This is a genomic window from Nonomuraea sp. NPDC049141 (assembly GCF_040648415.1).
In the GTDB taxonomy this organism is placed as follows: Bacteria; Actinomycetota; Actinomycetes; order Streptosporangiales; family Streptosporangiaceae; genus Nonomuraea.
Map to the genome: position 1 here is coordinate 756,714 of NZ_JBEZDR010000002.1, position 18,809 is coordinate 775,522.

The 18,809-nt window shown below is 70.7% G+C and carries 16 protein-coding genes; 10 read left to right on the plus strand and 6 right to left on the minus strand.

Annotated features, from left to right (window positions below):
- Positions 1 to 20: 20 nt before the first annotated feature.
- From AB0B91_RS08335 to iolC, 5 genes are read right to left on the minus strand one after another with little or no spacing between them, the layout of a single operon-like run.
- Complete coding sequence (locus tag AB0B91_RS08335) at positions 21 to 674, minus strand: HAD family hydrolase (RefSeq protein WP_358317385.1); 654 nt, start codon at positions 672 to 674, stop codon at positions 21 to 23.
- A 39-nt stretch (positions 675 to 713) separates the two neighbouring features.
- Complete coding sequence (iolD, locus tag AB0B91_RS08340; protein WP_358317387.1) at positions 714 to 2,570, minus strand: 3D-(3,5/4)-trihydroxycyclohexane-1,2-dione acylhydrolase (decyclizing); 1,857 nt, start codon at positions 2,568 to 2,570, stop codon at positions 714 to 716.
- Positions 2,567 to 3,406, minus strand: coding sequence for a 5-deoxy-glucuronate isomerase (iolB, locus tag AB0B91_RS08345; RefSeq protein ID WP_358317389.1), 840 nt, complete (start codon positions 3,404 to 3,406; stop codon positions 2,567 to 2,569). Before iolB ends, iolD begins: the two co-directional genes overlap by 4 nt.
- Positions 3,403 to 4,308, minus strand: a complete 906-nt coding sequence (locus AB0B91_RS08350; RefSeq protein WP_358317391.1) for a deoxyribose-phosphate aldolase — start codon at positions 4,306 to 4,308, stop codon at positions 3,403 to 3,405. Before AB0B91_RS08350 ends, iolB begins: the two co-directional genes overlap by 4 nt.
- A complete protein-coding gene (gene iolC / locus AB0B91_RS08355; protein WP_358317393.1) occupies positions 4,305 to 5,228 on the minus strand; it encodes a 5-dehydro-2-deoxygluconokinase in 924 nt (307 codons plus the stop codon). The genes AB0B91_RS08350 and iolC overlap by 4 nt, the downstream gene beginning before the upstream one ends.
- 256 nt (positions 5,229 to 5,484) lie before the next feature.
- Here iolC and AB0B91_RS08360 point away from each other — a divergent pair, with 256 nt between their 5' ends.
- From AB0B91_RS08360 to AB0B91_RS08395, 8 genes are read left to right on the plus strand one after another with little or no spacing between them, the layout of a single operon-like run.
- Complete coding sequence (locus tag AB0B91_RS08360; protein WP_358317395.1) at positions 5,485 to 6,873, plus strand: extracellular solute-binding protein; 1,389 nt, start codon at positions 5,485 to 5,487, stop codon at positions 6,871 to 6,873.
- Positions 6,848 to 7,774: a sugar ABC transporter permease gene (locus AB0B91_RS08365; protein ID WP_358317397.1), complete on the plus strand. Its 927-nt coding sequence runs from the start codon at positions 6,848 to 6,850 to the stop codon at positions 7,772 to 7,774. The genes AB0B91_RS08360 and AB0B91_RS08365 overlap by 26 nt, the downstream gene beginning before the upstream one ends.
- Positions 7,771 to 8,589: a carbohydrate ABC transporter permease gene (locus AB0B91_RS08370; RefSeq protein WP_358317399.1), complete on the plus strand. Its 819-nt coding sequence runs from the start codon at positions 7,771 to 7,773 to the stop codon at positions 8,587 to 8,589. The genes AB0B91_RS08365 and AB0B91_RS08370 overlap by 4 nt, the downstream gene beginning before the upstream one ends.
- Positions 8,589 to 9,659, plus strand: coding sequence for an ABC transporter ATP-binding protein (locus tag AB0B91_RS08375; protein ID WP_358317401.1), 1,071 nt, complete (start codon positions 8,589 to 8,591; stop codon positions 9,657 to 9,659). The genes AB0B91_RS08370 and AB0B91_RS08375 overlap by 1 nt, the downstream gene beginning before the upstream one ends.
- Entirely contained in the window at positions 9,656 to 10,840 is a 1,185-nt protein-coding gene (locus tag AB0B91_RS08380; protein WP_358317403.1) for a CehA/McbA family metallohydrolase, read from the plus strand. Before AB0B91_RS08375 ends, AB0B91_RS08380 begins: the two co-directional genes overlap by 4 nt.
- Complete coding sequence (locus AB0B91_RS08385; protein ID WP_358317405.1) at positions 10,831 to 11,724, plus strand: TIM barrel protein; 894 nt, start codon at positions 10,831 to 10,833, stop codon at positions 11,722 to 11,724. The genes AB0B91_RS08380 and AB0B91_RS08385 overlap by 10 nt, the downstream gene beginning before the upstream one ends.
- Before the next feature lie 34 nt (positions 11,725 to 11,758).
- Entirely contained in the window at positions 11,759 to 12,847 is a 1,089-nt protein-coding gene (locus tag AB0B91_RS08390) for a Gfo/Idh/MocA family oxidoreductase (RefSeq protein ID WP_358317407.1), read from the plus strand.
- On the plus strand, positions 12,844 to 15,540 hold the full coding sequence (locus AB0B91_RS08395) for an alpha-mannosidase (protein ID WP_358317409.1): 2,697 nt from the start codon (positions 12,844 to 12,846) through the stop codon (positions 15,538 to 15,540). Before AB0B91_RS08390 ends, AB0B91_RS08395 begins: the two co-directional genes overlap by 4 nt.
- A 54-nt stretch (positions 15,541 to 15,594) precedes the next feature.
- Here AB0B91_RS08395 and AB0B91_RS08400 read toward each other — a convergent pair whose 3' ends face one another.
- Positions 15,595 to 16,089: an Lrp/AsnC family transcriptional regulator gene (locus AB0B91_RS08400; RefSeq protein WP_358317411.1), complete on the minus strand. Its 495-nt coding sequence runs from the start codon at positions 16,087 to 16,089 to the stop codon at positions 15,595 to 15,597.
- A 201-nt stretch (positions 16,090 to 16,290) separates the two neighbouring features.
- Here AB0B91_RS08400 and AB0B91_RS08405 point away from each other — a divergent pair, with 201 nt between their 5' ends.
- Together AB0B91_RS08405 and AB0B91_RS08410 are read left to right on the plus strand one after the other, a co-directional pair.
- A complete protein-coding gene (locus tag AB0B91_RS08405; RefSeq protein WP_358317413.1) occupies positions 16,291 to 17,724 on the plus strand; it encodes a gamma-aminobutyraldehyde dehydrogenase in 1,434 nt (477 codons plus the stop codon).
- A 17-nt stretch (positions 17,725 to 17,741) separates the two neighbouring features.
- Entirely contained in the window at positions 17,742 to 18,809 is a 1,068-nt protein-coding gene (locus tag AB0B91_RS08410; RefSeq protein ID WP_358317415.1) for an ABC transporter ATP-binding protein, read from the plus strand.

Genomic DNA, 18,809 nt, shown 5'->3' on the forward strand with positions numbered 1-18,809 from the left:
CGGCGGCCGGCGCGCCCGGCTCAGCGGGCGGCCTTCTCCACGACGGACAGCAGCCCGTGCAGGTCGGGTAGCACCTCCTGCAGGATGGACGGGTCCTTCGGCCGTTCGGCCTGCCGGTTGATCCAGACCCGGCGGATGCCCAGCCGGTGCGCCGGCTCCATGTCGTGCATGTAGCTCTGCGCCACGTGCACCCACGGGTCGGGCGCGTGCGCCCGCCTGAACCGGTCGAAGTGCGCGTCGGCCGGCTTGTAGGCGCCCACGTCCTCGGCGGTCACCACCGCGTCGAACGGCACCGGCAGCCGCCGCTGCGTCTCGCCGATGAGGTCCCGGTCGCAGTTGGTGAGCAGCGCCAGGTTCCAGCCGGCCGCCCGCAGCGCCGACAGCTCCGCGCCCACCTCGGGAAAGGCCGGCCAGTACGGGATCGTGGCGGCCAGCACCGAGAGGTCGTCATCGCCGAGCGCCACGCCCTCCTGAGCGCACGCCCGGCGCAGCGCCTCCGCCAGCACCCTGCGGTAGCGCAGGCCGGGCGACTCCTCCTGGACCACGGCCTCGTGCCGGATGTAGGCCGCCAGCAGCCGTTCTCCCTGGCCGGGAGCCACCAGCTCGGCGCTGGTGGAGATGCCGTGCCGCCAGTCGATGAGCGTGCCGAAACAGTCGAACGTTACCCATTTCATGCCTCCCATCATGCGGCATGGCGATCTCCGGCCAACTGGTCAGCCGGGTGTGATGTGCGGCTTCTGGGCGTTCTTCTCCGACTCGTACGAAGCGCGGAGCGTACCGCCTTCCGGCGCGGCCGAGACCTCGGCGACCGGGACGTCCCACCACGCCTCCGACGACGGGCTGTCCAGCAGGGGGTCGGCCCGGACGTAGACGACGGTCGTCTCCTCGGCCGCGCGGGCCGCCTCCAGCGCCTTGCGGAAGTCGGTCAGCGTGTCGGGCCGCAGCACCGTGGCGCCGAGGCTGGCCGCGTTCGTGGCGAGGTCCACCGGCAGTCCGGCGCCGTCGTAGCGGCCGGCGCCCCGGTAGGCGTAGGAGGTGCCGAGCCGTTCGGCGCCGACGCTCTCCGAAAGGCGGCCGATCGAGGCGAAGCCGGAGTTGTCCACCAGCACCACGATCAGCTTGACGCCTTCGGCGACGGCCGTGACCAGTTCCTGCGCCATCATCAGGTAGGAGCCGTCACCCACCATGACGAAGACCTCGCGGTCGGGGACGGCCATCTTGACGCCCAGCCCGCCGGCGATCTCGTAGCCCATGCAGGAGTAGCCGTACTCCACGTGATAGCTGCCCGGACCGCTCGGCCGCCAGAGCTTGTGCAGGTCGCCGGGCATCGAGCCGGCCGCGCAGACCACCACGCCGTCGTCGCCGGCCGCGGCGTTGACCGCGCCGATCACGGCCGACTGCGGCATCGGCCGGCCGTCCAGCGCGTACGCCTCGTCCACCACCGCGTCCCAGGCGGCCGACAGTTCGGCGGCGCGCGAGCGGTAGGACTCCGTGGTGCTCCAGCCCGCGCAGGCCCCGGCCAGCTCGGTCAGGCCCTCGCGGGCGTCGGCCACCACCTGGAGCCCCGAGAGCTTGGCCGCGTCGAAGCCGGTGATGTTCAGGTTGACGAACCGAGTCTCGGCCGCGAAGAGCGTGCGGGAGGCCGTGGTGAAGTCGCTGTAGCGGGTGCCGACGCCGATGATCAGGTCGGCCTCGCGGGCCAGCGCGTTGGCCGCGGTGGTGCCGGTCGCGCCGACCGCGCCCATCGCGAGCGGATGCCCGTACGGCAGCGCGCCCTTGCCCGCCTGTGTCTCGGCGACCGGGATGCCGTACGTCTCGGCGAAGGTCCGCAGCTCGGCCGTGGCCTCGCTGTAGATCACCCCGCCACCGGCGATGATCAGCGGGCGGCTCGCGGCCTTGATCAGCTCGGCCGCCCGCGTCAGGGCCGCCCGCTCGGGGCGGGGTCGCGGCACGTGCCAGAGGCGGCGTTCGAACAGCTCCTCCGGCCAGTCGTACGCCTCGGCCTGGACGTCCTGGGGCAGCGCCAGCGTCACCGCGCCCGTGTCGGCCGGGTCGGTGAGCACCCGCATGGCGGCCAGCAGCGCCGACGGGAGCTGTTCGGCCCGGTTGATCCGGTCCCAGTAGCGCGAGACCGGCTTGAAGCAGTCGTTGACCGAGATGTCGTAGGAGCGGGGGTCTTCGAGCTCCTGGAGCACCGGATTGGCGACCCGGGTGGAGAACACGTCGCCGGGCAGCAGCAGCACGGGCAGGCGGTTGATCGTCGCGCCCGCCGCGCCGGTGATCATGTTGGTCGCGCCGGGCCCGATCGAGGTGGTGCAGGCCAGGGTGGACAGCCGGTTGCTGGCCCGGGCGTAGGCGGCGGCCGTGTGCACCATCGCCTGTTCGTTGCGGCTCAGGCGGTAGGGCAGGTCCTCGGTCGAGGTGGCCAGCGCCTGGCCGAGCCCGGCCACGTTGCCGTGGCCGAAGATGCCGAAGCAGCCGCCGAACAGCCGGTGCTCGACGCCGTCGCGCTCGCTCCACTGCCGGGCCAGGAAGCGCACCACGGCCTGCGCCACGGTCAGGCGGGTCATGAGGTCCTCCCGAACGGCAGTCTCGGGTCGATGTCCTGGCCTTCCCAGGAGGAGCGGATCCAGGCGTGCCGGGGGTCGTCGCAGAACGCCATCGACCGCTCGTCGGCGGGACCGGCCAGGACGTTCAGGTAGTACAGGTCGTAGCCGGGCGCGGCCATCGACGGGCCGTGGTAGCCATAGGGCACCAGCACCACGTCACCGGACGAGACCTCGGCCAGCGTGTCGATCTGGCCCCGCTCGGAGGAGTAGACGCGCTGGTAGCCCAGGCCGTCGTCGGCCACCTCGAAGTAGTAGATCTCCTCCAGCACGGCCTCGCCCTCATGCAGGGTGTCGTGCTTGTGCGGGGGATAGGACGACCAGTTGCCGCCCGGCGTGAGCACCTCCACGGCCACGAGCTTGTCGCACTCGAAGACGCCGGGGGCGCAGAAGTTGTTCACCTGGCGGCTGGCCTGGCCCGCGCCGCGGATCTCGACCGGCACTTCCGAGGCCGGGACGTACCGCGGAGCCAACTGCCGGGTCGCCCGAGCGGAGGGGAACGCGATGCGTCCCGACCCCTCCACCGTCACGTCCGAAGAAATCGGGATATAGGCGAAATCGGAAGGCCCGGCGAACACCGACGCGCGCCCTGTCAGCTCGAACTGCGAGGCACCGCACGTCACCGTGCACGAGCCCGACAGCGGCAGGACCAGCATCTCCTCCTCGCCGGTGGAGAAGGAGACCGGGTCGCCGCCGAGGTGGGCCACGCGCAGTCCCGAGTAGGTCCAACCGGCCAGGGAAGGCGTGATCTCCACCGACCACGACCCGCTGGCGGCCTTGCCGTACGGAAGGTATGTCATGAGCGAACCTCTCGAACCAGGGCGGCCGCACCGTCCACGGCGCCGGCGACGTCGTCGTCCGGAGGGTAGAGCAGCGCGCGGCCGATGACGAGCCCGCGCACGCCCGGCAGGCGCAGCGCGCGACCCCAGCCCGCGTAGGCCGCGTCGACGTCGGGCGGGTCGCCGCCGAGCAGCAGCGCGGGCAGCGTGGTGGCGGCCATGACGCGTTCCATCTCGGCGACCACGGGGATCTTCAGCCAGGTGTAGGCGGAGGTGCTGCCGAGCGCCTGGCAGACGCTGATCGACCTGATGACCGCGTCGGGCGACAGGTCGTTGCGCAGGACACCCGCCTCCGTGCGCGCCGACCAGAACGGCTCGACCATCGCCAGCAGCCGCCTGCGGGCCAGGTCGCTGACCGCGCGGGCACACGACTCCAGCGTGGTGACCGTCGCGTGGTCGGCCGGGTCGATGCGGCAGAGCATCTTGCCGCCGTCGAGGCGCATGGCGTCGATGGAGGCCGCGTCGAAACCGGTGAACCGGTCGTCCAGCTCGAACACCGAGCCCTGCAGGCCGCCCCGGTTCATCGAGCCGAAGGCCAGCTTGTCCTCCAGCGCGCCGAGCAGCAGCAGGTCCTCCAAGACGTCGGGGGAGGCCAGGATGCCGTCGACGCCGGGCCTGGCCAGCGCCGTCTGGAGCCGGTCGAGCAGGTCGGTGCGGCTGGCCATGGCCAGCGGCCGGTCGCGGACGCCCAGCGAGCCGCGGGCCGGATGGTCGGCCGCGATGATCAGCAGGCGCTCGCCCTCGCTCGGCAGCCCGCGCCGCTGCCGCCGGGCGGCGGCGCGTTCGATCTCCTCCGGCCTGGTGGCCCGGATGTCGGTCAGGTGGGCGTAGCGGGCGGCTCGGGGCAGCGTGATGTCGCTCATAGGAGTGCCAGCACCTCGTCAGTCGTGGGCATCGCGTCGGCGCAGGCCAGGCGGGCGGCCACGAAGGCGCCGGCCGCGTTGGCGAAACGGACCGTACGCTCCAGCGGCCAGCCGTGGAGCAGCCCCAGGCACACGGCGCCGCCGAACGCGTCGCCCGCGCCGATGCCGTTCACCACGTCGATCTTGACCGGCTCCACCACGGCGTACTCGTCCTTGCTGCGGGCCAGCACCCCGTGCGGGCCCATCTTGACGATCGCGACGCGCATCCCGGCGTCGAGCAGCGCCTGCGCGGCCGCCTCCGGGTCGCGGGTGCCGACCGCGTTCTCCACCTCGTCGAGGTTGCCGACGGCGACGTTGGCGTGCGGGAGCGCCTGGCGTACCGCCTCCTGGGAGGCCTCGGGCGACTCCCAGAGCATCGGGCGGTGGTCCAGGTCGAACACGGTCCAGCCGGATGTGCGCGCGGCCAGCGCGGCGGCGTGCGCGGCGCGGCTCGGCTCCTGGCTCAGACCGGTGCCGGTGAACCAGAACAGCTTCGCCTCGCGGATCGCGGCCAGGTCCAGCGACTCGGCGGTCAGTTGCAGGTCCGGCGGATGCTCGCCCCGGTAGAAGTAGAGCGGGAAGTCGTCAGGCGGGAAGATCTCGCAGAACGTGACAGGCGTCGGGGGACCGTCGACGGTGGCCACGAAGGAGTCGTCCACGCCGAACCCGCGGATCGCCTGCCGGACGAACTCTCCGAAGGGGTCGGCGCCCACCGCGGTGATCACCGCGGCGCGCAGTCCGTGGCGGGCGGCCGCGACCGAGACGTTTGTCGGGCTCCCGCCGAGGAATTTACCGAAGGTCTCGACGTGGGCCAGCCCCACGCCGGTCTGCAGGGGATAGATGTCGACACCGGAGCGGCCGATCGTGATCAGGTCGTACAACGCACCTCCAGAGACGGAGCCTTATTGCCTACTAAGGCATATTGTCATGACATTCGGATGTCCGCTATGTCGGGAATTGCGCCCCGACCGAATCCCCCAATGGGCGGGTCGCCCAAGACGGATCGTCGCCGAGACCTCCTCGTAATAAAGATGCAGCATGTGGACACATGGGCGAAATATCGGCAGACCTTTACGTCATCTGGATGTCATGACATATTGGCCACCGTCGTGCTTTAGGACGTGTCGGAGGGTTTGCATGGGATTGCGGAATAGGTCGGTAGGCGTGGTCGCGGTCCTTGCCGTGTCCACGCTGGGGCTCGCCGCGTGCGGCCAGTCGTCCGGAGGCGGTGACACGATCGAGTTAACCATCGCGCAGAACGCCATCGCCGGCGGCAAGAACGCGGCGGCGGCCGACTTCCTCGCCAACTGGGTCGTCCCCAAGTTCGAGGCGGCCGAGAAGGCGAAGGGGAAGGACGTCAAGGTCAAGTTCGTCCCCAGCGGTGTCGACGACGAGCAGTACAAGACCAAGCTCTCCCTCGACCTGAAGTCGGGCAAGGGCGCGGACGTGATCGACATCGACGGCATCTGGGCCGGTGAGTTCGCCGAGGCGGGCTACATTAAGCCGCTGTCCGACGTCGTCGGGGCGAGCGCGGACAGCTGGGACGGCTGGCAGCAGATCCCCGAGTCGGTTCAGGGGCTGGCCACCTTCAACGGCAAGAAGTACGCGCTGCCCGTCGGCACGGACGGCCGGGTGCTCTACTTCAACAAGACGCTCTTCCAGAAGGCGGGCCTGCCGGCCGACTGGCAGCCGAAGAGCTGGCAGGAGATCCTCGACGCCGGCACCAAACTGAAGTCGTCGGGCGTCCCGGTGCCGATCCAGATCAACGCGGGCACCGCGATGGGCGAGGCCACCTCGATGCAGGGCGTGCTCCCGCTGCTGGCGGGCGCGGGCGGTGAGGTCCAGAAGGACGGCAAGTGGACCGGCGCCTCCCAGCCGCTCAAGGACGCGCTAGGCCTCTACCAGAAGATCTACGGCGGTAGCGGCCTCGGCGACCCCAAGCTCCAGCAGGAGGCCAAGGGCCGCGACAAGTCCTTCCAGCAGTTCGCCGGCGGCAAGATCGGCATCCTGATGGAGGGCGACTACTTCTGGCGCGGCGTCGTCAACCCCCAGACCGGCGTGGCCAAGATGGCCGACCGCGACCAGACCGTGGGCTACGCCATGATCCCGGCCATGGAGCCGGGCAAGGGCCTGCGCGGCCAGGACTTCGTCAGCATGTCGGGCGGCGCGCTGCGTACCGTCAACCCCAACAGCAAGCATCCGAAGGAGGCCTTCGACCTGCTGGCCTTCACGCTCTCGCCGGAAGGGCTGAAAGAGGAGACCAAGAACGGCAACGTGCGCATCACCCCGCGGACGGACGTCAACAAGGAGATCCTCGCCGGGGAGCCGCTGCTGACGTTCATCTCGGAGAAGGTGCTGCCGCTGACGGCCTACCGGCCGCCGGTCGCCGTCTACCCGCAGGTGTCGGCCGCGCTCCAGGAGGCCACGGCCGCCGTCGTCGGGGGCGCGGCACCCGACCAGGCCGCCGCCGACTACCAGAAGAAGCTCGAAGGAATCGTCGGTGGCGCAGGCAACATCGCCTCCTGAGGTCATCGACGACGTGCCCGCCCGCCGCTACAGCTCGGACGCGGCGGGCCTGGGCAGGCTGAGAGCGGGCGCCTTCGTGGCGCCCGCGCTGGCGCTGATCGCGGTGTTCCTGGTCTTCCCCGCGCTCTGGGTCCTCTACCTCGGCCTCACCAACTACCGCCTCACGGGCACCGCCGCCGCCGAGCCCAAGCTCGTCGGCTTCGACAACTTCGTCAAAGCGGTCTCCGATCCCGCGTTCTGGGACTCCACCTGGCTGACCGTCCAGTTCGTGCTCGGCTCGGCCGTCATCGGCCAGGTCGTGCTCGGGTTCACGATCGCCTGGCTGATGCGTGATCGCACCGGGCCGCTCAAGCGGGCCGTCGAGGGCCTGGTCATCCTGGCCTGGATCCTGCCCAGCGCCGTGGTCTCGTTCCTGTGGGTGGCGCTGCTCGACCGCGACGGCGGCACGCTCCAGGCGCTGCTCCACCTGCCGGGCTTCGCGCCGCTGCTCGACCACCCGATGCTGTCGATCGTGGTCTTCAACACCTGGCGCGGCGCCGCGTTCTCGATGATGCTGTACGGCGCCGCCCTCGGGAACGTGCCGCCCTCGCACCTGGAGAGCGCTCGCCTGGCCGGGGCCTCCGGCTGGCAGCAATTACGTGACGTGGTGTTCCCCCACATCAGGGGGCACATCCTGACGAACCTCCTGCTGATCAGCCTGTGGACGTTCAACGACTTCACCCCGTTCATGCTCACCGCGGGCGGGCCCGACGGTCAGACCGAGGTGCTGGCCGTCCACGTCTACAAGGTCGCGCTGCTGGGCCAGGAGCTGGGCTACGGCGCCGCCGTCTCCACGGTGATCCTGCTGATCAACCTGGTCGTGGCGGTGTTCTACCTGCGCCTGCTCAGGAGTAAGAAATGACGCGGTTCGTGCTGGGCCGGATCGGCTTCTACACGCTGATCGCGGTGCTGCTGGCCTTCTTCACCATCCCCTTGCTGTGGCTGGCCGCCGCGCCGTTCACCTCGGACCCCACCTACGAGGTCCGGGTGCCCGACTTCACGATGGACAACTTCACGGCGATCCTGGAGCACCCGTACGCGCTTCCGTCCCTGCTGAACTCGCTGGTGCTGGCGGTCGGCACCGCCCTGCTCGTGGTGCTCTTCGCGGCGCTGGCCGCGTACGCGCTGAGCCGGGTGCGGCTGCCGGGACGCGACGCGCTGCTCTACGCGCTGCTGCTGCTGTCCTCGATCATCACCGGCACGGCCGCGATGGTGCCGCTGTTCCAGCTGGCCGTCGAGCTGAACCTGATCGACTCGCAGTTCGGGCTGATCCTCATCCTGAGCGGCGGCCTGCTGCCCGCGGCGATCTTCATGCTCAAGGACTTCATGGACTCGACGCCGAAGTCGTACGAGGAGTCGGCGCGGGTCTTCGGGGCCTCGCCGCTGCAGATCGTCCGCCATGTGGTCGTCCCCCTGGTACGGCCGGGGCTGGCGACGATCGCGGTGTGGGCCGTGGCCAACGTGTGGGGCAATTTCCTGATGCCGTACCTGCTGCTGAGCGATGTCGAGAAGCAGCCCGCGGCAGTCATCATGTACACGCTGTACACCGAGGGCGGCCAGGCCAACCTCACCCTGCTGTCCACGTTCGGCCTGCTCTATTCGGTCCCTGTGGTGCTCATGTACCTGTTCGTCAGCAAGAAGTACGGCTTCCGCTTCCACGGAGGGATCAAGCGCTGATGGCCGCAATCGAACTGCGAGGACTGACCAAGGTCTACCCCGGGGGAGTCAAAGCGCTCGACTCGCTCGACCTGGCCATCCCCGACGGCGAGTTCTTCGCCCTGCTCGGCCCGTCCGGCTGCGGCAAGACCACGCTGCTGCGCACGATCGCCGGGCTGGAGACCGCCACCGGCGGCGCCGTCGTCATCGGCGACCGCGACGTCACCGGCGTCCAGCCGGGCGGGCGGGACATCGCGATGGTCTTCCAGGACTACGCGCTGTTCCCGCACATGGACGTCACCGACAACATCGCCTACCCGCTGCGCATCAAGAAGGTCGCCAAGGCCGACCGGCAGCGGAAGGCCCTGGAGGTCGGCACCCGGCTGGGCCTGGACCAGCTCATGGACCGGCGGCCCGGCCAGCTGTCCGGCGGCCAGCAGCAGCGGGTCGCGCTGGCCCGCGTCATGGCGACGCAGGCGAAGGCGTTCCTGTTCGACGAGCCGCTGTCGAACCTCGACGCCCGGCTCCGGCTGGAGGCCCGTACGTTCCTGAAGAAGCTCCAGCGCGAGCTCGGCGTCACCACCGTCTTCGTCACCCACGACCAGGCCGAGGCCCTGGCCATGGCCGACCGGATGGCGGTCATGGAGGCCGGGCACATCCGCCAGATCGGCACGCCGGCCGAGGTGTTCCAGCGGCCCGCCAACACCTTCGTCGCCGCCTTCATCGGCTCGACGCCGATGAACCTGCTCGACGGGACCGTCCGCGGTGACACGCTGGAGGTGGCCGGGTGCAAGGTGCCGGTCCCCGTCTCGGCCGAGGGCTTACTGGTCGACGGCGAGCGGATCGTGTACGGCGTGCGGCCCGAGTACAACACCTACTCGGCCGAGCCCGCCGAGGGCTCGCTGGGCGGAAAGGTGGCCATCGTGGAGAACCTGGGCGCGTCCCACCTGGTGACGCTGGAGGTCGGCGACGTGCTCGTCCAGGCGGTCGTGCCCGAGGGCGACGAGCCCGAGCTGGGCGTCGACGGCTTCGCGACGCCCCGCCGCGATCGGGCCCTGGTCTACCGCGACGGCGAGCTGGTGTCGGCATGACCCTGATCCGCGGCCACTGGAGCCTGGACGACCGGCTGGAGCGGATCCTGCGCGAGGTGCCCTTCGAGGTGCCCGCCGGCACCGCCGCGCTGACCGTGCGGCTGAGCTTCGACCGGTCGCAAGGGGTGCTCGACCTCGGGTGCGGCTCGCCGGAGGGGTTCCGCGGCTGGTCGGGTGGCGCGCGCGACGAGTACACGATCACCACCGACTGGGCGACGCCCGGCTACCTGCCCGGTGAGCTGCCGGTGGGGACGTGGCAGGTGTGGCTGCGGCTGCACCGGGTGCCGCCGCAGGGCCTCGACTTCACGCTGGAGATCCGCACCGAGCCCACCGTGCCGCCGCGGCCGGTGGTCGAGGAGCCGCCGCACGGGGAACGGCCGCCGCCCCGCGACCTGCCCGGCGTCGACGGCCTGCGCTGGTTCGCGGGCGACTTCCACGCCCACACCGTCCACAGTGACGGGGTGCTGACCATCCCCGAGCTGGCCGAGCTGGCCAAGGGCCGCGGCCTCGACTTCCTGGTCGTCACCGACCACAACACCGTCAGCCACCACCCCTGGCTCGGGAACGACCGCGGCATCGCGCTGCTACCCGGCCAGGAGGTCACCACCGACCGGGGGCACGCCAACGTGTTCGGCGACGTCGGCTGGGTGGACTTCCGGCGGCCCGCCGACTCCTGGGTCAGGCACGCCGCGCGCGAGGGCGGGCTGATCTCGATCAACCACCCGCTCGGTGGCGACTGCGCCTGGCTCCAGCCGGTGGCCGAACGGCCGCGGATCGCCGAGGTCTGGCACTCCGGCTGGTGGGACCGGCGCTGGGGCGCGCCCCTGGCCTGGGCCGACGCCTGGCACCCCGACCTGGTCGCGATCGGCGCCAGCGACTTCCACCGGATCGGCGACGACGGCCTGCCGGGTGCGCCCACCACCTGGGTCCTGGCCGAGGACACCAGCACGATCTTCGATGCAGTCGCGGCGGGCCGTACCGCGATCTCCGCGGGCCCCGGCGAGCCGCTGCTGCTCAGGCTGGGCGACGAACTGCTCGCGCTCGACGCCGACGGCCTCGTCCTGGTGTGCCCCGGGGGCGATCGCCAGGTCATCCGCGGTGAGCGGGTAGTGGTTCCCGTGGGAGAAGGACAGCATCGCCTGGAAACGTATGAGAACGAGGTAATGGCCCTATGCGAGTGATACAAGTCGCCAACGCCCCCGTGAGTTTCGGCGTGTTCGAGCTGGCCGACGCGCCGCCGCCGCTGAGCGCCGACCGGATGGTCCGCGCGCTCGCCGACGCCGGCTACGCGGGCATCGACCTGGGACCCATCGGCTACCTGGGCACCGGCGCGGACCTGGTGAAGCGGCTCGACGGGCTGCTGCTCGCCGGCGGCTGGGCCGACCTGCGCTACAGCGACCCCGCGGAGTTCGAGAAGGGGCTGGTCGCGCTGGAGGCGACGCTCGACGTGTTCGCCGCCGCTCCGGCCGCTCCCGAGCACCTGGCGCCGCGGCCCACGCTCGGCTGCTCGGGCTCTCCGGCCAGGTTCGCCAGGCCGGGCGGGAACGCTCCGGGGCTGGCCGCCGCCGACTGGCCCGGTTACGCCTCCCGGGTGCAGATCGCGGCCGACCGCTGCCGGGAGCGCGGCTTCGAGCCCGCCTTCCACCATCACCTGGGCACGTACGTCGAGACGCCCGAGGACGTCGAACGGCTGCTGGAGCTGACCGACGTGGAGCTCTGCCTCGACACCGGCCACCTGCTGCTGGCCGGTGGCGACCCGGTGACCGCGCTACGCGACTGGTCGGCCCGGGTCGGCCATGTGCACATCAAGGACGGCGACACCGCGATACTCGGCCAGGCCCTCGCCGACGGCGTGGACCTGCGCGAGCTCATGGGCCGCGGCGGGTTCGCGCCGCTGGGCGAGGGCGAGCTGGACCTGCCCGGCGTCGTCCGCGTGCTCGACGAGATCGGCTACCAGGGCTGGGTCATCATCGAGCAGGACACCCTGCCGGGCCGCCGGTCGGTTGAGCGGAACATCGCCGATCAGGCGGCCAACCGCGAGAAGCTGAGAGAGCTGGGACTGTGACCCCCAGGCTGACCCCACGCTGGAGGATCGGGCTTTGAAGATCGCGCTTGTCGGGTGCGGTGCCGTCACGCAGGCGGTGTACGTACCGCTGCTGTCGAGGCGCCGTGACCTGTTCGAGGTGACCGCCGTCTGCGACCTGTCGCGGACCGCCGCCGACGCCGTCGGCGACCGGCTGGGGGCGCCGAAGCGCTTCACGGCCGTGGAGAGCATGCTGGCCGAGGGCGGGTTCGACGCCGTGCTCATCCTCGCCTCCGGCTCCCACGGCGAGCCGGTACGCCAGGCGCTGGCCGCGGGCTACGCCGTGCTCTGCGAGAAGCCGCTCGCGCTGACCAGGGCCGAGGTCGAGGCGCTGCCCGAGGGGCGGCTGATGGTCGGCTACATGAAGCAGTACGACCCGGCCGTGCGCCGGGCCGAGGAGCTGCTGGCCGAGCTGGGCGGTCCGGCCGCGATCCGGTCGGTCGAGGTGACCGTGCTGCACCCGAGCGCCGGGTCCCAGCTGGCCTTCGCGAACCTGACGGCGGCCCGTGACGTGGACCCCGAGCTGCTGGCCTCGCTGCGGGCGGCGGAGGACGCGCTGGTCTCCCGGGCGCTCGGGGACTCGGCTCCCGACTCGGTACGGGCCCTGTACGGGGTGGCCCTCGGCTCGATATGCCACGATTTGTCGCTCTTGAGGCGCTTTACCGGGTCGCCTGCCGATATTTCGGCAGTTGAGACGTGGGGGCCGGGGCCCGGGTCCATCGAGGTCTCCGGGACGCTGCCCGTCAGCGGGCGGTTCTCGATCCGGTGGCACTACCTGGAGGACTACCCGGCCTACCGGGAGACCGTGGCCATCCACCACGACAAGGGCTCGCTGGAGCTGGTCTTCCCCTCTCCCTACCTGATGAACGCGCCCACGACGCTGACCGTGGTCTCGGGGGTCGCCGGTGCTGAGAGCCGGACCGAATGGCGGGACGTGACCGAGGCGTTCGAGGTGCAACTGGCCGCCTTCCACGCCTACGTCAACGAGGGCAAGCCGCCGCTCACCGCCGCGGCCGGTGGGCTGGCGGACATCGTCACGGCCCAGAGCATCGCCGCCTGCTTCGCCGTACAGCATGACCTGCCGATCGGAGGGGAAGCCGCGTGAGCGCCGAAATCGTCGTCGTCCCACACACGCACTGGGACCGGGAGTGGTACGAGCCCTTCCAGCGGTTCCGGCTGCGGCTGGTGGCGCTGCTCGACGAGGTGCTCGACACGATGGAGCGCGAGCCCGGCTACCACTTCACCCTCGACGGTCAGCTGGCCTGCGTCGACGACTACCTGGAGGTCCGGCCGGAGAACCGCGACCGCATCGCCGCCCTGGTGGAGTCCGGGCGGCTGGCGGTCGGGCCGTGGCAGATCCTGCTCGACGAGTTCCTGTGCTCGGGCGAGAACATCGTGCGCAACCTCGAACTGGGCATGAGCCGGGCCGACAAGCTCGGCGGGGCCATGGCGGTGGGCTACCTGCCCGACATGTTCGGGCACACGGCCCAGATGCCGCAGATCCTGCGGCGGGCCGGGCTGCTGCACGCCTGCGTCTATCGCGGGGTGCCGTCGTCCGTGGTGACCGATGCCTTCGCCTGGGTCGCGCCTGACGGCACGGCCCTGCGGACGCAGTACCTGCCCGCCGGCGGATATGGCAACGGGGCGCACCTGTTCGAGGATCCGGCGCAGCTGCCGGAGCGGGCCGGCGAGTTCATCCAGCGGATGCGGGAATGGCACGGGCCCGAGGGGGCGCTGCTGGCGATGTACGGGACCGACCATTCGGCTCCCGTACGCGGGCTGCCCGGCATGGTGGCCGACATCGGCGCCCGCATGGACACCTTGATCGGATATATCGGGGCCTATTCGGGTTCTGTGGAGGGGCTGCCCCGGGTCTCCGGCGAGCTGCGCTCACACGCCCGCGCGAACATCCTGCCCGGCGTCATCTCCGTGCGCGCCCACGTCAAGCAGGCCATGGGCCGGGCCGAGCGGATGGTCGAGCGCTACGCCGAGCCGCTGGCCACGCTGTGGGGCGGCGACTGGCCCGGCCGGTTCCTCGACATGGCGTGGTGGCGGCTGGTGGACGCCAGCGGGCACGACTCGGTGACCGGCTGCGGCGTCGACGACACGGCCCAGCAGGTCGCCGCGCGCATCGCCGAGGCCGAGCAGCTCGGGCAGGCCGTACGCGACATGGTGACCGCCAGGCTGTCGGCCGCCGTACCGTCGGACGGGGTGCTCGTCGTCAACCCGACACCCGCCGCCCGGCGCGGCGTCGTGGTGGTGGACGTGGCGGGCCGCGATCCGCTGGTGGACCCGACCGGCGCGCCGGTGCCCGCGCAGACCTTGGAGTACGCGCCCACGCTGTTGCTGGACGCCGAGATGGACCCGGCCACCGCGCTGACCTTCATCCACGGCACGGAGCTGTACGGTCAGCACATCACCGGCTGGTCGGTGGACGACGGCACGCTGACGTTCACGGTGGCGCGGGAGTCCGCGGTGGCCTTCAATGTGGCGCAGGTACGCGGGGCGCTGGACGGGGTGACCCGGGTGCGGATCGTCGCCGAGGCCCGCCGTACGGTGGCCGCGCTCGTCGAGACGCCGCCTTTGGGGCATACGAGCGTCCGCCCGGCGCCGTACGATTCGTCAGCGGTGCACGGCTCCTCCGCTGGGAGTGCGCCGGTCGCCGGGGTGCGGGCCGAGGAGCGGGCGCTCGACAACGGGCTGCTGCGTGTCGAGGTGGCGGCGGACGGGACGCTGACGCTGACCGGCGCCGACGGGACCACCCTCTCCGGCGCGGGCCGCATCGTGGATGGCGGCGACGTGGGCGACACCTACAACTACGCGCCCCCGGCCGACGACCGGATCGTGTCGGACCCGGAGTCGGTGGAGCTGACGCCGGTCTACTCGGGCCCGCTGCTGGCCGCCTTCGACGTCCGCCGCGCCTACCGCTGGCCCGCCGCGGGCCAGGGCATCGACGGCACCCCGGAGATCCCGGCCGCCGCCAGGACCGAGACGACCGAGGAGATCGTCGTCGACACGCGGGTCGAACTGCGGGCCGGCGAGCCGTACGTCAGACTGCACGTCTCGTTCGACAACCGGTGCTCCGACCACCGGGTACGCCTGCACGTACCGGTGCCCGCGCAGGCGGCGGCCTCGTACGCGGAGGGCCAGTTCGCGGTCGTCACCCGCGGCCTGACCGCGGAGCCGGGCTGCGGTGAGGAGCCGCTGCCCACGTTCCCGGCCTCCGGATGGGTGGCCGCCGGCGGGGTCGCGGCGCTGCTGGAGCACGTCACCGAGTACGAGCTGGTCGACGGCGGCGCGGAGCTCGCCCTCACCCTGCTGCGCTCGGTCGGCTACCTCTCCCGCAACCTGCACGCCATGCGCCCCGAACCGGCAGGCCCCCAACTGCCGACCCCGGCCGCCCAGTCACGCGGCCTGCGCACGGTCAGCCTGGCGCTCATGCCGTACAGCGGCTCGTGGGAGGCGGTGCCGCCGGCGGCCGAGACGTTCCGGCACGACCTCCTCGCGGTTCCCGGCACCGGCGACCCGTCGCTCACCCTGCCTCCGGCGGCCCCCGGCCTGTCGGTGACGGGCGACGGCGTGGTCATGACCTCGCTCAGGGTCCGCGACGGCTGGCACGAACTCCGTGTCGTGGCTTTGTCGGACACCTCCACGGACGCGGTCGTCTCCGGCTCGTTCACCCAGGCTCGCCGTGCCGACCTCCGCGGCCGTCCAGGCGACCCGTTGCCTGTCTCATCCGGAAGCGTCCGCCTCGCGCTGCGCCCTTGGGAGATCGCCACCATTCAGTTGACCAGCTGACGGTAATATTTCGACCATGGCCGAGGCGGACCTACGGGCCCGCCTCGGGTCAGCTCAGCGTGTTCCCCACGAATAAGTCTGCTTGCGCAGCTTCAGGTACACGAACGACTCGGTGGCCCGGACGGCCGGAATGGCCCGGATCTTGCTGAGGATCTCCAGCAGGTGGCCGTCACCCTCGCACACCACCTCGACGATGACGTCGAAGGACCCGGCCGTCAGGACGACGTAGTCGATCTCGTCGATGGCCGCCAGTTCGTCCGCGATCGAATCCAGGTCGCCCTCGCAGTTCACCCCGATCATCGCCTGGCGCGGGAAGCCGAGCGTGAGGGGGTCCGTGACGGCGACGATCTGCATCACCCCGGCGTCCTGCAGGCGTTGCACGCGCTGCCTGACCGCCGCCTCCGAGAGGCCGACGGCCTTGCCGATCGCCGCATACGGCATGCGCCCGTCGCCCTGGAGCTGCTCGATGATCTGCTTGGAGAGATCGTCGAGCGCGAACGGCGCGGGGGCGGCGTCATTGCTGCGGCGTACGCGGGGCGGCGTGGACATCGTGTGGGGGCCTCCTAGCGGTCCGGCGTTGCGGGCGCATTCCCGCTGCGTTGCCGTCCTGGTGCGACATGGTGTCAGTTATTAGGCCTCTGTCAAGCGATTTCGTAGCAATTTGATATATTCACCACGAAATCCCTTGTCGTGATGCATGTGCTCTGTAAGAGTCTCGGCATCTCAGCCACCTCACGAGGAGGTCATACCTTGACCACCCGTCTGCAGAACTTCATCAACGGTGAGTTCGTGGACGCCAAGAGCGGCCGATTCTCCGATGTCATCGACCCGTGCACGGGCGAGGCCTACTTGCAGGCCCCGATCTCGGGCACCGAGGACGTCGACACCGCCTACGCCGCCGCGGCCGCCGCGTTCGAGTCATGGGGACAGACCACCCCGGGGGAGCGGGCGAACCTGCTGCTCAAGGTCGCCGACGCCATCGACGCCCGGGCCAACGAGATCAACGAAGCGGAGTGCCTGAACACCGGCAAGCCGCGGGCCCGCATGGCCGAGGACGAGACCCCGGTCGCGTCCGACCACTTCCGCTTCTTCGCCGGCGCGGCCCGTACGCTGGAGGGCCCGACGTCGGGTGAGTTCCTCGCCGAGCACACCAGCGTCATCAGGCACGAGCCGATCGGCGTCATCGGGCAGGTCACGCCGTGGAACTATCCGATGATGATGGCGGTCTGGAAGATCGCCCCCGCGCTCGCCGCCGGCAACACGATCGTGCTCAAGCCGTCCGACACCACCCCGGCCTCCACGCTCAAGCTGGCCGAGATCATCGGTTCGGTGCTGCCGGCCGGGGTCTTCAACGTGGTGACGGGTGACCGGGACACCGGCGCGCTCGTCGTGGGCCATCCGACCGCGGCCATGGTCGCCATCACCGGTTCCGTCGGCGCGGGCATGGCGGTGGCCAAGACCGCCGCCGAGGATGTGAAGCGGGTTCACCTGGAGCTCGGTGGCAAGGCACCCGTCGTGGTCTTCGAGGACGTCAAGGACCTGCGCAAGGCCGCCGGTGACATCGCCACCGCGGGCCTCTACAACGCGGGCCAGGACTGTACGGCCGCGTGCCGGGTACTTGTCCATGAGAGTGTGCACGACGAGTTCGTCGCCGCCCTCACCGAGGCCGCCGCGGGCACCGTGACCGGTGACCTGTCCAACGACGAGGCGCTGTACGGCCCGCTCAACAACGAGACCCAGCTGGCCAGGGTGCAGGGCTTCATCGAGCGCGTCCCGGCGCACGCCAAGGTGCTCACCGGCGGTAATCGGGTAGGCGAGAAGGGCTACTTCTTCGCCCCCACCATCGTCGACGGGCTCAAGCAGGACGACGAGATGGTGCAGAACGAGGTGTTCGGCCCGGTCATCACCGTCCAGACGTTCTCCGACGAGGCCGACGCGCTGGCCAAGGCCAACGACGTCAGGTACGGCCTGAGCGGCTCCGTCTGGACGTCCGACCACGGCCGCGCCATGCGCATGTCCAACAGGCTGGACTTCGGCGTGGTCTGGGTGAACACGCACATCCCGTTCGTGTCGGAGATGCCGCACGGCGGCTTCAAGCACTCGGGGTACGGCAAGGACCTTTCGGTGTTCGGTCTGCATGACTACACCCGGGTCAAGCACGTCATGCACTACATCGGCGACTAAGAGGACAGTGCCTGGACATGGCCGAGCTGAACGCGATCGAACTAGATGACGTCGTCAAGGAGTACCTCTCACACGGCGAGGTCGTCCAGGCCGTCAAGGGCATCACGCTGGGCATCGCCGAGGGGGAGTTCTTCTCCCTCCTCGGCCCGTCCGGGTGCGGCAAGACCACGACCATGCGGATGATCGCCGGGTTCGAGGACCCGTCGCGCGGCGTGGTCAGGCTGCATGGCAGCGACGTGACGGACGTCCCGCCGAACAAGCGGGACGTGAACATGGTTTTCCAGTCCTACGCGCTGTTCCCGCACATGAGCGTGTGGGACAACGTGGCCTTCGGACTCAAGCAGCGCAAGGTCCCGCAGCAGGAGATCAGGCAGCGCGTGAGCGAGATGCTGGAGATCGTCGACCTCACCGGCCGGGAGAAGCGCCGGCCGCGCGAGATGTCCGGCGGCCAGCAGCAGCGGGTGGCGCTGGCGCGCGCCCTGGTCAACAAGCCGCGGGCGCTCCTGCTCGACGAGCCGCTCGGCGCGCTCGACCTCAAGCTCCGCCAGGCCATGCAGATCGAACTCAAGCGCATCCAGCGCGAGGTCGGCATCACGTTCGTGTACGTGACGCACGACCAGGGCGAGGCGCTCACCATGAGCGACCGGATCGCGGTCATGAACGACGGCCTGGTCGAGCAGCTGGGCGGGCCGCGCGAGATCTACGAGCGGCCCGCGACGACCTTCGTGGCCGGGTTCATCGGCACCTCCAACCTGCTCGCGGGCACGGCGACCGGCGGCGTGCTGCCCATCGGCGGCGGCCGGGTGCTGGTGCCGGAGCAGGACGGCCAGGTCAGCGTGACCGTCCGGCCGGAGAAGATCACCATCTCGACGGAGAAGCCCAACGGCGACGTGAGCGTCGTGCCCGGCACCGTGGCCGAGGTGGTCTACCTGGGGACTTACACGAGTTACGCCGTGAGCCTCGCGGATGGGGCGGAGATCACGGTGTTTCAGCAGAACGCGCTCGACTCGACGACCACCGCAGAGCGGGGCGACCCCGTCTGGCTGTCGTGGCGGGCGCAGCACTCTTATGCGATTGGAAGTTGA